General features: G+C 71.0%; 11 protein-coding genes. 6 read left to right on the forward strand and 5 right to left on the reverse strand.

The genetic code is table 11. From position 1 onward, the window contains the following. Window positions 1-106: 106 nt before the first annotated feature. Window positions 107-697, reverse strand: coding sequence for a GNAT family N-acetyltransferase (locus tag AB0K52_RS00495; RefSeq protein WP_363524065.1), 591 nt, complete (start codon window positions 695-697; stop codon window positions 107-109). A 65-nt stretch (window positions 698-762) separates the two neighbouring features. On the opposite strand from AB0K52_RS00495, the gene AB0K52_RS00500 reads away from it, so the two are divergent. Genes AB0K52_RS00500 through AB0K52_RS00510 form a run of 3 tightly spaced genes read left to right on the forward strand, consistent with a single transcriptional unit; the run spans window position 763 to window position 4,852 of the window. Further along, window positions 763-2,268, forward strand: a complete 1,506-nt coding sequence (locus tag AB0K52_RS00500) for an ABC transporter substrate-binding protein (protein WP_363524068.1) — start codon at window positions 763-765, stop codon at window positions 2,266-2,268. Window positions 2,269-2,271: 3 nt separating this feature from the next. After that, window positions 2,272-3,999 carry an ABC transporter permease subunit gene (locus AB0K52_RS00505; protein ID WP_363524071.1) on the forward strand — a complete coding sequence of 576 codons (1,728 nt, stop codon included), beginning with the start codon at window positions 2,272-2,274 and terminating at the stop codon, window positions 3,997-3,999. 49 nt (window positions 4,000-4,048) lie between these two features. Continuing rightward, window positions 4,049-4,852, forward strand: a complete 804-nt coding sequence (locus tag AB0K52_RS00510; protein ID WP_363524073.1) for a VOC family protein — start codon at window positions 4,049-4,051, stop codon at window positions 4,850-4,852. 7 nt (window positions 4,853-4,859) lie between these two features. Here AB0K52_RS00510 and AB0K52_RS00515 read toward each other — a convergent pair whose 3' ends face one another. Together AB0K52_RS00515 and mscL are read right to left on the reverse strand one after the other, a co-directional pair. Then, window positions 4,860-5,681, reverse strand: a complete 822-nt coding sequence (locus AB0K52_RS00515; protein ID WP_363524076.1) for a VOC family protein — start codon at window positions 5,679-5,681, stop codon at window positions 4,860-4,862. 172 nt (window positions 5,682-5,853) lie between these two features. Further along, window positions 5,854-6,252, reverse strand: a complete 399-nt coding sequence (gene mscL / locus AB0K52_RS00520) for a large conductance mechanosensitive channel protein MscL (protein ID WP_363524079.1) — start codon at window positions 6,250-6,252, stop codon at window positions 5,854-5,856. A 179-nt stretch (window positions 6,253-6,431) separates the two neighbouring features. On the opposite strand from mscL, the gene AB0K52_RS00525 reads away from it, so the two are divergent. Beyond that, the gene (locus AB0K52_RS00525) at window positions 6,432-7,277 is read left to right on the forward strand and encodes an aldo/keto reductase (RefSeq protein ID WP_363524082.1); all 846 of its coding nucleotides are present in this window, start codon (window positions 6,432-6,434) and stop codon (window positions 7,275-7,277) included. 46 nt (window positions 7,278-7,323) lie between these two features. Here AB0K52_RS00525 and AB0K52_RS00530 read toward each other — a convergent pair whose 3' ends face one another. Further along, window positions 7,324-9,681, reverse strand: coding sequence for a cellulosome protein (locus AB0K52_RS00530; protein ID WP_363524085.1), 2,358 nt, complete (start codon window positions 9,679-9,681; stop codon window positions 7,324-7,326). A 16-nt stretch (window positions 9,682-9,697) separates the two neighbouring features. Beyond that, window positions 9,698-10,744 (reverse strand): LacI family DNA-binding transcriptional regulator, encoded by a 1,047-nt coding sequence (locus tag AB0K52_RS00535; protein WP_208495475.1) that lies wholly within the window; start codon window positions 10,742-10,744, stop codon window positions 9,698-9,700. Window positions 10,745-11,272: 528 nt separating this feature from the next. On the opposite strand from AB0K52_RS00535, the gene AB0K52_RS00540 reads away from it, so the two are divergent. Continuing rightward, the gene (locus AB0K52_RS00540; protein WP_363524088.1) at window positions 11,273-12,571 is read left to right on the forward strand and encodes an ammonium transporter; all 1,299 of its coding nucleotides are present in this window, start codon (window positions 11,273-11,275) and stop codon (window positions 12,569-12,571) included. 251 nt (window positions 12,572-12,822) lie between these two features. Next, window positions 12,823-14,361, forward strand: a complete 1,539-nt coding sequence (ffh, locus tag AB0K52_RS00545; protein WP_363524090.1) for a signal recognition particle protein — start codon at window positions 12,823-12,825, stop codon at window positions 14,359-14,361. Window positions 14,362-14,460 lie beyond the last annotated feature (99 nt).

The following is a 14,460-nucleotide window of genomic DNA, read 5'->3' on the forward strand; positions in this document are numbered from 1 at the left end:
GCAGGGCGCAGGGCGCAGGGCGCAGGGCGCAGGGCGCAGGGCGCAGGGCGCAGGGCGCAGGGCGCAGGGCGCAGGGCGCAGGGCGCAGGGCGCAGGGCGCAGGCGGTTAGCGGGGGATCTCCAGTTCGAAGTGGACTGTTTGGAAGGGTGCCTCGGAGATTTCGGGGCGCATTTCGTTGATGGCGATGCGTTCGTCGAAGAGGATGGTGCCGCGCTTGGACCAGAATTCGACGGCTCCGGGGGTGCGGGCGTCGGTGTGGAGGTAGACGGCGGTGTAGCGGTCGCGGCTCGCGATGAAGTCCAGGCAGGTGTCGACGAGGGCGGCGGCCAGGCCGCGGCGGCGGTGCTCGGGGCGGACGTAGACGCGGTAGAGGGTCGCGGTGTGGCCCTCCTCGAAGCGGTTGGTCACCTCGAGCGGGTGCGGCGGTGAGACCGGGGTCTGGCCGCGCACGCCCGCGGTGGCGGCCACGACGCCGTCCTGGACTGCGACGAAGAGCGTGTTGTCCTCGGGTGCAAGGTAGTACGAGTCGATGTCGATGATGTCGGAGTGCCATTGCGGCAGGTACCCGGTCCCGAAATCCCGGTAGACGGTGTCGAGCATCACCGATCGCGCGCCGGGGAGGTCCCCGGGTTCGGCCTGTCGGAGAACGTAACCGTCTACACCTCGGGCTCCACGCGTCACAGCGATATCTGACATGTGTGCCATTATTGCATCTAATTTGCAATAGGAAACCCCTAGCGATAAGAGACGAGGCTCACTCCATGCCGCTCTCCCGGCGCTCCCTCATCACCGCAGCCGCACCCCTCAGCGTCGGCGGCGCGCTCGCCACCGCAGGCTGCTTCTCCTCTGGCGCAAGCGAATCAGGCACCCTCGTCTTCGCCACCGCACTCACTTCCGCGGCCGGGCTCTCGCCGCATTCCGAGGACGCGTTCCTCCTCGCCCGCTGGGCCGTCGCCGAAACCCTGCTCGGCCTCGACGACGACGGCCTCCCGGTCCCCAAACTGGCCCTCGACTGGGTCCAGACCGAGCCCACCGCCTGGGACCTGACGCTCAGGGAAGGCGTCGTCTTCCACGACGGTTCGCCGCTCGACGCCTTCACCGTCGCCGTGGCCCTCAACTCGGCCGCGCAGTCCGCGAGCGTCCCCCGCGTCATCGACGGCATCGGCCTCACCGTCGACGACACCGGCGAATACACCCTCCGCCTCAAGACCGATCTGCCCGACCCGGTGCTGCCGCAACGACTCTCGAGCCCGTACCTCGCGATCCTCTCCATGGGCGCCTACGCGAGCGACCCCGTCGACCCGGTCGGGCACGCCACCGGGCCGTTCGCCATCACCGAGTCCACCTCCACAGGAGTCGTGCTCGAACGCAACGACGACTACTGGGGTGAGCCCGCCGAGATGTCCGGCTTCCGCGCCGACTACGTGCCCGACGCCGCCACCCGGGTCGCCGCCCTGCGCTCCGGCGAAGCCCATGTCATCGAAGCGGTCCCCTACGCGCAGATCGCGAACCTCGACGCCTCGCAGCTCCAGGACGCCCCGACCGGCCGCACCGTCAGCCTCTACCTCAACACCGCGAACGGGCCCCTCGCCGACCCCGCGCTGCGGGCCGCCGTCGCCGCCGCGATCGACCCCGCGCCGATCGTCGACGACATCTACGAGGGCCGCGCCGACGCACCCCAAGGCCTCTTCGGCCCCGCCCTCGCCTGGGCCGCCGACCACCGCGACTACACCCTCCCCGCGGCCGGCGCCCCGAACGGCGAGACCCTGACCCTCGCCACCTACTCCAACCGCGCCGAGCTCCCCGAAGCGCTCACCGTCCTCGCCGCCCAACTCGAGGCCGCCGGATTCACGGTCGAAACCGAAGTGCGCGAATACAACGACATCGAGCCCGACATGCTCGCCGGGGACTTCGACGCGTTCCTCATGTCCCGCTCGGTCGTCCAGGACTCCGGCGACGCCTACACCTACCTCGACTCCGACTTCACCAGCGACGGCGGCTTCAACGCCTCCCTCCTCGCCGACCCCGCCGTGGACGTGGCGGTCGCCTTGATCGCCGCGGCCGCCGAGCCCGGCATGGCCCCCGAAGACGCCGCCGCAGCGCGCCAGAGCGCCGTCCTCGACGCCGAGGCCGTCGTGCTCGCCACCGTCGCCGTCATCCCCATCGCCCACGAACGCCTGGTCACCGGCGTCGCGGGCGGCGCGGCGAACGTCACCAGCGACCCGCGCGAACGCGAGATCATCACGGCCGCAACCACTATGGAGTAGCCGGTGGCGCTCCTGCGGGGAACCCTGACCCGGGCCGCGGTCCTCACCGCCGTGCTCGCCGCCATCGGCCTGCTGCCGTGGCTCGCCGACCGCGATCCCGCCCTCACCGTCCTGCGTGCCCGCTACCCGGGCCGCGAGGCCACTGACGGCGCGCTCGACGCGATCCGCGCCGAACTCGGACTCGACGCCGGGCCCGTCGCGATCCTGCGGGACTGGATCTCGGGACTGGCGCGCGGTGACCTCGGGACCTCTTGGACCAGTGGGGAGGCCGTCGCCGACACGGTGCTTCCCGCGCTGGGGACCTCGTTGACGGTGATGGCCGCCGCCTTCGTCGTCACGTTCGCTGTTGCGGCCCTCGCCTGTGCGCCCGCGCTGCGGCGGGCGGTTCAAGGGCGGCCGGTCGGAGCGAGCGGCGTCGCGCTAGCCTCGTTCGCCGCGCTGCCCGACTTCCTCATCGCGACAGTGGGCGTGGCGGTCTTCGCGACCTGGGCCGGCGTCCTCCCGGCGTACGGATTCAGCGGCCCGGCACATCTGGTGCTTCCGGCTCTGGCGATGGGCCTGCCCGGAGGCGGGGTCCTCGCCCGGCTCGGGCGCGACGCCATCGGCCGCGTCGCCGCCGAAGACTGGGTCCGCCAGTGGCGCGCCGCCGGGTACCCGCGGCGGCGCATCGCGCGCGGCCTCCTGCGCCGGGCGCTGCCGCCCGTGCTGCCGCAGTTCGCGATCATCGCCGTCTCGATCACCGGCGCGGCCGTCGCCGTCGAGACGATCTTCGCCGTCCCGGGCCTCGGCCGCGCCGCCCTCGCCGCCGCCGACGCGCAGGACCTCCCGGTGCTGCAGGCCTGCATCGCCCTGCTCATCGCCTTCGGTTTCGCGGCCGGGCTGATCGCCCGTCTCGCCGTCCGCGCGCTCGACGGGCCGGCCGCCGAAGCGGCGGCCCCGGCCGGCCCGCCCGTCTCCGGCGGACGCGGCCGCCATTACGCGTGGATCGCCGCTGCCGCGCTGCCGGTCCTCGTCGCAGTCGCATACGGCGCCTTGCGTTCGGGCGAGATCGCCACCGGTTCGCGTCTCGACGCGCCGTCCGCCGCCGCTTGGCTCGGCACCGACGAGCTCGGGCGGGACGTGCTCGCCCGCCTCGGGCAAGGCGCGCTCTGGACCGCCGGGGCCGCGCTCCTCGCGTGCGGCCTCGCCTTCGTGTTCGCGCTCGCCCTCGGGTTCGCGCCCCGCCTGGCGCATCCGCTCGCCGAGGCGTGCAACTCGTTCCCCATCGCGATCGCCGGGATGATCGTCGTCGTGGTCCTCGGCCGCGGCCAGTTCGGAGCGCTCCTCGCCGTCGCGGCCGTCTCCTGGCCGCCGCTCGCCGCGCACGCCGCCGAACTCGTCGCCCAGGCCCGAGGCGCCGGCCACCTCGAAGCGCGCCTCGCCCTCGGCGCGGGCCGATGGTGGATCCTGCGCAGGCACACGCTGCCCCTGGTCGCCGGACCCCTTGCGGCGCATGCCGGTCTGCGCCTGCCCGGCATGGCCCTCGGCATCGCGTCACTCGGCTTCCTCGGCCTCGGCGCCGCCCCCGACAGCCCCGAATGGGGCGCGAGCCTCGCCCGCTCCCTCCCGTACCTCGAACGCGCGCCCCTCGCCGCCCTCGCCCCGGCCGCTGCGATGGCCGCCCTCACCCTCGCCGTGATGGCCGCCGTCTCGATGCCGCGCCGCCGCGAAACCTCTGCGCGATGTCGGTGAGGCGTGCGAACGTGAGGGGGTTCGAAACCGCATGCGAAGGAGCAGCGCCATGACCTCGATTCCGGTGGGTGCGCCCGTCTGGTCCGACTCCCTGACCGCCGACCTCGCCGCCGACGTCGCCTTCTACGAGTCCCTGTTCGGCTGGAAGGCCGTCGACGCGGGGGAGGAGTTCGGGCACTACACGACCTTCGCCATCCCCGACGGGACCGAAGGCGGCCGCGCGGTCATGGGCATCATGCCGTGCCCTCCGGACGCGCAGCCGAGCCGAGTGTGGAACGTCCACTTCAGCGTCGAGGACTGCGACGCGGTCACCGCCCGCGCCCGCGCGCTCGGCGCGGAGGTCATGATGGAACCCGAGGACTGGGGCCGCATGCTGCGGTTCGCCATGCTCAAGGACCCGCACGGCGCCGAGTTCGGCCTGGCCGAGATCCGCGAGGCCAGCGTGGGCTTCGGCGTGTGGGGCGAGCCCAACAGCGTCGGCTGGATCGAGTACCGCGTCGACGGCGCGCCCGCCGAGGCCATGCGGTTCTACGCCGACCTCCTCGGCTGGAAGATCGCCACGCCCCCTTGGGAGGACGAGGCCAACGACAAGCCCTACGCCGCGCTGAGCGCCGTCGGCGACGAGCGCGAGTTCGGCGGCTGCCACGCCTCCGAAGGCTTCGAACTCGGGCTCCCCGCGCAGTGGACCGTCATGCTCGGCGTCGAGGACGCCGACGACGTGTGCGAACGCGCCGTCGAACTCGGCGGCTCCATAGCGGGCCAGCCGATAGACGTGCCCGGCCTGCGCATCGCCGGGATCGCCGCCCCCAGCGGCACCATCGCGGGCATCATGTCCCCGCGCCCCTGGGAGTAGCGCCCGCTCAGTCCATCTGCTTGCTCGACATGATCGTGAAGTGCGCGCCCGTGGGCGACACCAGCACCGCCATGCGGCCGCCCGGGTCGTCAACCGGCGCCACCGCGACCCGCCCGCCCAGGTCGACCGCCTTCGCGGCCGTCAAGTCCACCGAGTCCGTGCCGAAGCACACCAGCCAGTGCGGCTTCATCCGCAACTCCGGCCCCAGCGCCATCCGCGCCCCGCCGAACTCCACCGAACGCTCCGTCAGATGCCCGTGCGTCCACAGCCCCACGTACGGCGCGTCGTGCGAGGGCTCGTCCTCGCCCGGCACCCGCACCGACCAGTTCAGCAGCTCCGAATAGAACTGCATCGCCTCCACCGGCGCCCCGTCGTACACGTACTCGAACCACACCGCCGCGCCCGGCTCCCCGTACGCCGTGAACCCGACATGGTCGCTCATCGGCTCGAACAGGCCGAACGCACCGCCGTCCGGGTCCTTGAACGCCGCGTACACCAGGTCGTCGCCCACCCGCACCGGATGGCTCACCACGGTGGCGCCCAGCTTCTCCGCGTCAGCCGCCGCCCGGAAGCAGTCGGCCACATGGAACGCGACCCCCCACGCCGACACCGCGTCAGGATCGCCAGGCGGGTTCGGCGCCAGGCCGCCCACCGCCCTCGCCACCGACACCGTCGAACCCAGGCACAACTCCGTGTAGTGCCCGAACTCCTCCCCGGTGCCGAAACTCGACCACCGGAACAGGCGCGTATAGAAATCCAGGTCCCGAACCAGATCGGGCGTGTTCGCGTCGGCCCAGATCGGGGCCCCGAGCGGAATCTTCGTAGGCATGCGGGTTCCTTTACGGCTCGGTCTCCACAGTCGGATCGGCTGCACCCACCGTCCCACGGGGGTACGACGCCGGCAAGACCCGAGTGCGGCCGGACCCGCCGGTTACCCGCCCTCCCGGCCCCGGAAACGCCACGGCCCGCCGGCGCGGCGCACCGGCGGGCCGAACGGCGACCTAGACCCGGTTGCTGTTCTGCTGCTGCCGCAGCAGATCCCGGATCTCCCGCAGCACTTCGATCTCCGCCTCCGCGTGCACCTCCTCGACCTCCTCGGCCACGGGCGCGAACCGCTCGCGAAGCTTGTTCATCGGCAGCACGACCACGAAGTACACCGCCACCGCCGTCAGGAAGAACACCAGCAGGCCGTTCAGGAACACCCCGTACGGGAACACCACGCCGTTGACCGCGAACTCGCCGCCGACCTCGGCGCCGCCGGTGAACAGCGTGATGAGCGGGTTGAGGAACGCGTCACCGAACGAGGTCACCAGCGCCGTCATCGCCGCACCCATGACCACCGCGACGGCGAGCTCCACCACGTTGCCGCGCATCAGAAAATCCTTGAAACCTTTGATCATGCGAAGAGTCTCGCATCCGCCCCGACCCGGACCGCCGCCGAGAATGCCTGTGTCGACGTGGCGCACGCGACATCACTCGAACGGGAACAATGCGGCCGATCAAGCGGTTGCACCGAAACGTGGGCCGGGCTCGACTCCCCGGCCGCCCCACCCTGAAGCACGGCTTGAAAGGCACTCCCATGAGCGACATCGTGATCGGCGGCGACCTCCAGGTGAACCGGCTCGGCTACGGCGCCATGCGCCTGACCGGCGACCCCGGCATCTTCACCCCGCCGAAGGACCGCGCGGCCGCCGCCGCCGTCCTGCGCCGCGCCGTCGAACTCGGCGTGAACTTCATCGACACCGCCGACGCCTACGCCCTGGGCGACAACGAGAAGCTGATCGCCGAGGCCCTGCGCCCGTACGCGGACGGCGTCGTCATCGCCACCAAGGGCGGCAACACCCGCCCCTCGCCCGAGGAGTGGGTCGCGGTCGGCAACCCCGCCTACATCCGCCAGCAGGTCGAACTCAGCCTCCGCCGCCTCGGCGTCGAGACGATCGACCTCTACCAGATCCACCGCCTCGACCTGGACCTGCCGATCGCCGACCAGATCGAGACGGTCGCCGAACTCCAGCGCCAGGGCAAGATCCGCCACATCGGCCTCTCCGAGGTCACCGTGGACCAGCTCAAGGAGGCCCAGGCCGTCGCCCCGATCGCGAGCGTCCAGAACCTCTACAACCTCATCAACCGCCAGAGCGAGGCCGTGCTCGACTACACCGCCGAGCAGGGCATCGCGTTCATCCCGTGGTTCCCGATCGCCGCGGGCGAGCACGCCGGCCCCGACGGGCCGGTCGGCAAGATCGCCGCCGAGATCGGCGCGACCCCGGCGCAGACCGCGCTGGCGTGGCTGCTGCGCCGCTCGGACAACATCGTGCCGATTCCGGGCACGAGCTCGATCGCGCACTTGGAGGAGAACGTGGGGGCGCGCGAGCTCGAGCTCACGGACGCCCAGTTCGAGGCCTTGAACGCGCTCGCCTCGGCGTGACCGATGCGGCAGGGTCCGCGCTTCGGCGCGGACCCTGCTGCGTCCCTTAGGGGTTGAGCGGCGCGATGCGGAACCGCTCGAATTCGGCGGTGGGGCCGTCGGGGTTGGCGAAGACGATGGTGTTGCGCCCTTCGCGCAGGTCGACGATGACCGGGTAGGTCCAGAAGTCGTTCCAGGTCCAGGTGCCGCGCATGGGGTAGCGGCCGGCCTCCTTGCCGTTGACGGTGACGGCGCAGTGGCGGGTGACGATGTCGACGTTGTACTCGTGGCCGTCGGTGCGTTCGTCGTTGGCGTAGCTGATGAGGAGCGCGTGGGGGCCTTCGGCGGTGTCGACCTCGATGGCGGCGGTGGCGCCGCGGCCGTTCCAGCCGATGACGTGGCCGCGGTGGGCGAAGTCGTTGACGACGAGGCAGGAGCCGCCGGCGCGGGTGACTTCGGCGGCGTCGACCTCGATCGGCGCGGGCCCGGGCGCGGGGGCGACGAGGAGGGAGCCGTCGATCGCCTCGGTGCGGAGCCGGTTGATGCCGGCGTGGAGGAACACGGGCCGGGCGAGGTCGACGAGGACGTCCTGGTTCTGTGGTCCGGCGAGGATCGCGGTGTCGGCGCCTTCGATGCGGTGGTAGCCGGCTTCGGCCGCGTAGACGTCGAATACGAGGCCGTCGCCGTGCTGCCGGGCGAAGGCGGCGTCGTAGCAGACGCGGCCGCCGCGGCGTTCGGTGAGTTCGAGCTTGTCGAGGGCGACTTCGCCGTTGGCGGTGCCGATGGCGCCCGATTTGGACAGTTCGACGGTGTTGGAGCCGGCCCGCAGGGTGAGGGGGACGCGGGCGATGGAACGGTGGCCCCAGTTCATGGTGCTGGGGTAGTCGAGGAGGCGTTCGGCGCCGTTGACGGTGAGGACCTGCTGCGCCGGTTGGGGTTCGGTGGCCTCGGCGCCGCGCCCGTACATGTGGGAGTAGAAGACGGCGAGGTCGTATTCGCCGGCTTCGGGGACGACGACCTGGAAGACCACGGCGGAGTCGGTCTTGTTGAGGCCGCACACGTCGTGCTCGCCGGAGGCGGCGAAGGCGTTGCCGTCGTCGGCGTGGCCGTGCCGGGTGATCTCGCCGGAGGTGATGTCGGCGGCTTCGGCGTCCCATTGCCCTTTCCACGGCGGCGGGCCGATCACGGCGGCCTCGCCGGGGGTGAGGGTGATCCAGTAGGCGGCCATGCGGTCGGGGCCGTAGACGGGGATCTCGAGGTCCGCGGGGTCGGCGACGACCTGCGCGATGGGCTGCGGCGGGCCCGAGGCGCCTTCGTAGCCGGTCCAGTCGATGCGGTGCACGGTGGCGGTGACGCGGTCGCCCCACAGCTCCGGGTCGAGGCCGGTGACGGCGACGGTGAAGTCCTCGACGGTGCCGCCGACGAGGATCTGCGCGGTGCCGCGCTCGGCGTCGAGGCTCGCGAGCCCCTGCAGTGTGTCCACAGTGTTCGGATGGGGCGGGACGACGCGCACGGTCTGGCCGGTCATCCCCGAGTACGCCTTGAGGAACCACCACGCGCCGTTGGGCAGGTTCGGCTGCGGGGCCGCGCCCGAGTAGCCGCCGGCGGCGGTCCAGTACGCCATGTCGGCGTGGACCTTCGCCTCCTCGAACATCGCCGCCCACTGCACGAGCTGGCCGGGCACCGAGAGGTCGCGGTTGTTGCCGTACTCGTCGATGTTGACGCGCCGCGGCGCGATCCCGAGCGAGCGCTCCAGGCCGCGATAGGCGGCGTAGTGCCCGCGGAACTCGGCGAGGGAGCGCGGCGACAGCTCGTGCCAGGTCATCCACTCCGGGAGCGTCCCGGTGTCCCTGGCGCGTCTGAGGAAATGCGGCAGGAACTCGGGGTGGTAGTACGCCTCGTTCGGGCCGGCGATCGGCACGCCCGGCGCGAGCCCGCGCAGCAGCTGCACGGTGGTGATCCAGTCGGCGAGGAACCGGTCGTACTTCGCGGGCGCGTTCTCCTTGAGCGAGTACCAGATCCAGTCGGGCTCGTTGAACGGCACCCACACCAGCCGCCCGGCGTTCTCGGGCGTGAGCATCGGCGGGACGACCGCGCACAGCCGCTCGTGGTAGACGTCTATCCCTGCGTCCTCGTACGGCCATTTCGCGAACAGGTCCTGCAGGTATACGAACGCGAGGCCGTCCCCGTTGCGGCGCAAGGCGCTCACGACGCTCGACGCGTCGCCGCCGGGATGCTGCGCGCCGCCGTCGGGCTTCACCCCGAGCGTGGTGATGTCGAGCGCGTCCAGCAGCTCGTCGCCGGGCACGCCGTCCTCCGAGACGCCGTACAGCGACCCGGCCGCGCCGTGCAGCACCGGACCGGTCGGGGCGGCGAAGTCCGCGGTGAGGCGGGCCGCCCCCTGGGGGAGGGGGGTGAGGGCCATGGCCGGGCCTTTCGCGTCAGGATCGGGGGCGGGGCGGGCCCGAGGTCTCGCGGACGATGAGCTCCGGTTCGGGCCAGCTCGGCTTCGGCCGCGGGTTCGAGCCGTCGATGCGGTGGCGCAGCAGCTCGAACGCGCCGCGGCCCACGCTCTCGAAGTCCTGGTTCACGGTGGTCAGCGCCGGGGTCGTGTAGGCGGTGAACGGCGTGTTGTCGAAGCCGACGATCGAGAGGTCGCCGGGGACGCTGCGCCCGGCGAGGTGCGCGGCGCGCAGCGTCGCGAGCGCGAGGTGGTCGTTGCCGCAGAGGATCGCCGTCACCGACGGGTCGGCGACGAGCGGCTGGACCGCCTTGAACGCCTCGGCGAACGTCCAGCCGGAGGGCACCGGGTCCGGCACCTCGCGTCCGGCCTCGCGCAGGGTCCGAGACCAGCCCTCGGCGCGGTGCGCCTTGCCGCCGCCGAACGTGCCCGTCGAAGTCGGGATCGCCAGGTGGTGCACCGTCTCGTGCCCCAGGTCGAGAAGGTACTTGGTGGCTTCGGCGGCCGCCTTGCCGTCGTCCATGCCCACCAGCCACGGCGAAGCGGCCAGCTCTTCGGCCGTGTAGGGGCCGATCGCGACCATCGCCTGCGGCTGCGTGTCGAGCAGGACCTGCTTGGCCCTCATGCCCGGCTCGTCGTGGGCCATGATGATCGTCGGCTCGCCCGCGCGCGGCAGGCGCGCGATGATGTCGGCGTCCGAGTGGGTGTCGGCGGGGTCGAGCACGGAGATCTGGACGCTCCAGTCGAGCGACCTGGCCGCCTTCTCGATGCCTCGCAGGGCGGCCTCGGGGCCGTAGAGGGAGGTGTCCGCTGCGAGGACGGTGACCGACTCGACCGCGCCGCCCGCGAGGCTGCGGGCCAGCCGGTTGGGCCGGTAGCCCAGTTCGGCGATGGCGTCCAGGACCTTGTCCCGAGTGGCCGCCGCGACCCGCGGGGAGCCGTTCACGACGCGGGAGACGGTCTGGTGGGAGACCCCGGCCAGCCGCGCCACGTCCCAGATACTGGCTGCCTTCTTCGGTTGCGCCATCGCTGCAGGTTCTCTTTCTTGTCCGTCGCAGGCCGTCCCAGGGGTCCGGGGCGTCCCGGTACCAGTGTGGCCGCTGTCCCATACGACGATACGCCGCGTGATGTTAGCGATCACTCGAGTTATGCGTCAAGAACAGTACAACACAGTTCTGTAACGGAGTGGTCATGTCGAGGTCACGGTTTCAAAGGCCCCCGCAAACGCCCCAAACGGCACAACCGCCGCTTCAGTTCCTCCGGTAGCGGCCTCCGGCGGCCTTGTGAGGCCGAGTTCACACATTCGAAATCTTTGGCGACAACTTCTTAACACGCAGGCCCGGGTCGCGTAACACGTCTTGGTGAAGCTGGCTTCACTCCGGTAGGTAGGAGCATCACGCGCCGGCCGATCTCGGCGAGCTTGCGAGTCGCAAGTGAGCTGAGCGCTCGGTCGGCGCGTGACACACGCCTACGCCGAGCACCGTCGCTCCCCTCACGCCGGAAAGCCCTGAAGCCCGCAGTACGTACTACCTATCTCTGGAGAGAGGAGGCGGCCATGCCCGAGCTCGACACAGGCAACACTGCCTGGATCCTGACCTCTGCCGCCCTTGTCCTGCTCATGACTCCGGCGCTCGCCCTGTTCTACGGTGGCCTGACCCGCGCCACGAGCGTCATCAACATGATGATGAAGTGCCTGGTCGCCATCGGCATCGTGTCGATCGCCTGGGTGCTGGTCGGCGAGTCCATCGCCGTCGGCGAAGGCTCGACCAAGTTCTTCGGCGACTTCTCCTCGCTGTTCGGCTCCCGCGCCGCCACCGAGCTGACCGCCGCCGCCGGGCTGAACGGCGTTCCCTCCGCGGTCTGGACCGCCTTCGGCATGATGTTCGCGATCATCACGGTCGCACTCATCGCCGGCGCCGTCGCCGACCGCATGAAGTTCAGCGCTTGGATCATCTTCGCCACCGCCTGGGTCATCCTGGTCTACTGCCCCGTCGCCTACTGGGTGTGGAACGCCGGAGGCTGGATCAAGCAGTGGGGCGTCCTCGACTTCGCAGGCGGTACCGCGGTCCACGTGAACGCGGGCGCCGCGGCCCTCGGCCTGGCGATCGTGGTCGGTCGCCGCATCGGCTGGAAGGACGGCAACTTCGCGCCGCACAACCTGCCGCTGGTCCTGCTCGGCGCCGGCCTTCTGTGGTTCGGCTGGTTCGGCTTCAACGCCGGCTCCGCCTTCGCCGCTGACGGCTTCGCGGGCCTCGCCTTCCTGAACACCCAGGTCGCGACCGCCGCCGCTATCCTCGCCTGGCTCCTGGTCGACCGGATCCGAGGCATCAAGCCCTCGATCATCGGCGGCTGCTCCGGCGTCGTCGCCGGCCTGGTCGCCATCACCCCGGCCGCGGGCCTCGTGACCCCGCTCGGCGCGATCGCAATCGGCGCCGTCGCCGGCATCATCTGCCCGTTCGCCATCGGCCTGAAGCACAAGTTCGGCTACGACGACGCCCTCGACGTGGTCGGCCTCCACATGGTCGCCGGCTTCTGGGGCTCGGTCTCCCTCGGCTTCTTCGCCTTCGAAGGCGCCGCGGGCGTCAACGGCCTCTTCTACGGCGGCGACGCCACCCTGCTGGGCAAGCAGGCCGCTGCCACTGGCGCCGTCCTGGTCTACTCGGCCCTCGTCGCCTTCGTCATCGGCCTGATCCTCAAGTTCACCATCGGGGTGCGGATCAGCGAGGAAGAGGAGCTGGCGGGCATCGACGCCGCCCAGCACGGCGAGGCCGGCTACGACCTGCCCCTCAACGGCAACACCGGCACGGGTCTGCCCGAGACCAACGCCGAGGCCGTCGAGAAGGTCACCGCGTAACAACCGACTTCACGTCACCGCCCTCGTGGCGATGCGTGCGAGCCATGAATCAATTGGGAACGGCCGCCTCCCCCCGGGGCGGCCGTTCCGCGTTCCCGGGTTCAGGTCACGCCCGATCCGGGCATCACCGGGCGGCAGGCCCGCCGCCATCCCCGTTAAGCTCGTAGGAGTCCAGCGCGCCCGGCGCCCGCTGGAGCCGCGCCCTACAGGGCCAGCTGCAAATCCGTACTGCACCATCGAGAGGTTCGCCCGTGTTCGACGCTCTGTCAGATCGACTGTCCGGGATCTTCGAGTCGATCCGCGGCAAAGGCCGCCTGACCGATGCCGACATCGACGCCACCGCCCGCGAGATCCGCCTCGCCCTGCTCGAAGCCGACGTCGCCCTCCCGGTGGTCAAGACCTTCATCAACGAGATCAAGGAGCGGTGCAAGGGCGCCGAGGTCTCCAAGGCCCTCAACCCGGCCCAGCAGATCATCAAGATCGTCAACGAGGAGCTCATCGCCATCCTCGGCGGCGAGACGCGGCGCCTGAACTACGCCAAGCAGGCCCCCACGGTCATCATGCTCGCGGGCCTCCAGGGCGCGGGCAAGACCACGCTCGCCGGGAAGCTCGCCAAGTGGCTCAAGGGCGACGACCACTCGCCGCTCCTCGTCGCCGCCGACCTCCAGCGCCCCAACGCGGTCGGGCAGCTCCAGGTGCTCGCCGAGCGCGCCGGCGTGGCCGTCTACGCGCCCGAGCCGGGCTCCGGCGTGGGCGACCCGGTCAAGGTCGCGACCGACTCGATCGAGGAGGCCCGCCGCAAGGGCCACGACGTGGTCATCGTCGACACCGCCGGCCGCCTCGGCATCGACGAGGAGATGATGCAGCAGGCCCGCGACATCCGGGCCGCCGTCGACCCCGACGAAGTCCTGTTCGTCATCGACGCCATGATCGGCCAGGACGCGGTCAACACCGCCGAGGCCTTCCGCGACGGCGTCGGCATCACCGGCGTGGTCCTCTCGAAGCTCGACGGCGACGCCCGCGGCGGCGCCGCGCTCTCGGTGCGGCACGTGACCGGGCAGCCGATCATGTTCGCCTCCACCGGCGAGAAGCTCGAGGACTTCGACGTCTTCCACCCGGACCGGATGGCCTCCCGCATCCTCGGCATGGGCGACATGCTGACCCTCATCGAGCAGGCCGAGGCCGTGTTCGAGGAGGACCAGAAGGAGGAGATGACCCAGAAGCTCCTCAAGGGCGAGGACTTCACGCTCGAGGACTTCCTGGAGCAGATGCAGGCCATCCGCAAGATGGGTCCGATCGGCAACGTGCTCAAGATGATGCCGGGCATGGGCCAGATGCGCCAGCAGATCGACTCCATCGACGACAAGCAGATCGACCGCACCTCGGCGATCATCCGCTCGATGACCCCGGCCGAGCGCCGCGACTCGTCGCTCATCAACGGCTCGCGCCGCCTGCGCATCGCGAACGGTTCGGGTGTGACCGTTTCCGAGGTCAACCAGCTTCTGACGCGGTTCAAGGAAGCGCAGAAGATGATGCGCGGCATGACCGGCGCGATGGGCCTCGGCGGCGGCACGAAGGCCACCAAGTCGCCGTACAACAAGCGCAAGGGCAAGAAGGGCAAGAAGAAGCCCGTCGCCCGCGGCGGCCGCCCCGCGCAGAACGCGATGCCGCAGCTCCCCGCCGGCATGCAGCTGCCCCCGGGCATGCCCGACCTCTCGCAGCTCAACCCCGGCGACCTGCCGAACATCGACTTCGAGAAGTTCCTCAAGGAACAGAAGAAGGACAAGTAGCAGCCGCTCTGCTGCTCCGGGAGCACTCGCTCCTGCAGCTCCGGTGAGGCGACCACCGGCGAACCTCCGCTGAGGCCGGGCCGCGCGAAGCGCAGCCCG

This window comes from Glycomyces sp. NPDC049804, assembly GCF_040674615.1.
Lineage (GTDB): Bacteria > Actinomycetota > Actinomycetes > Mycobacteriales > Micromonosporaceae > Glycomyces > Glycomyces niveus.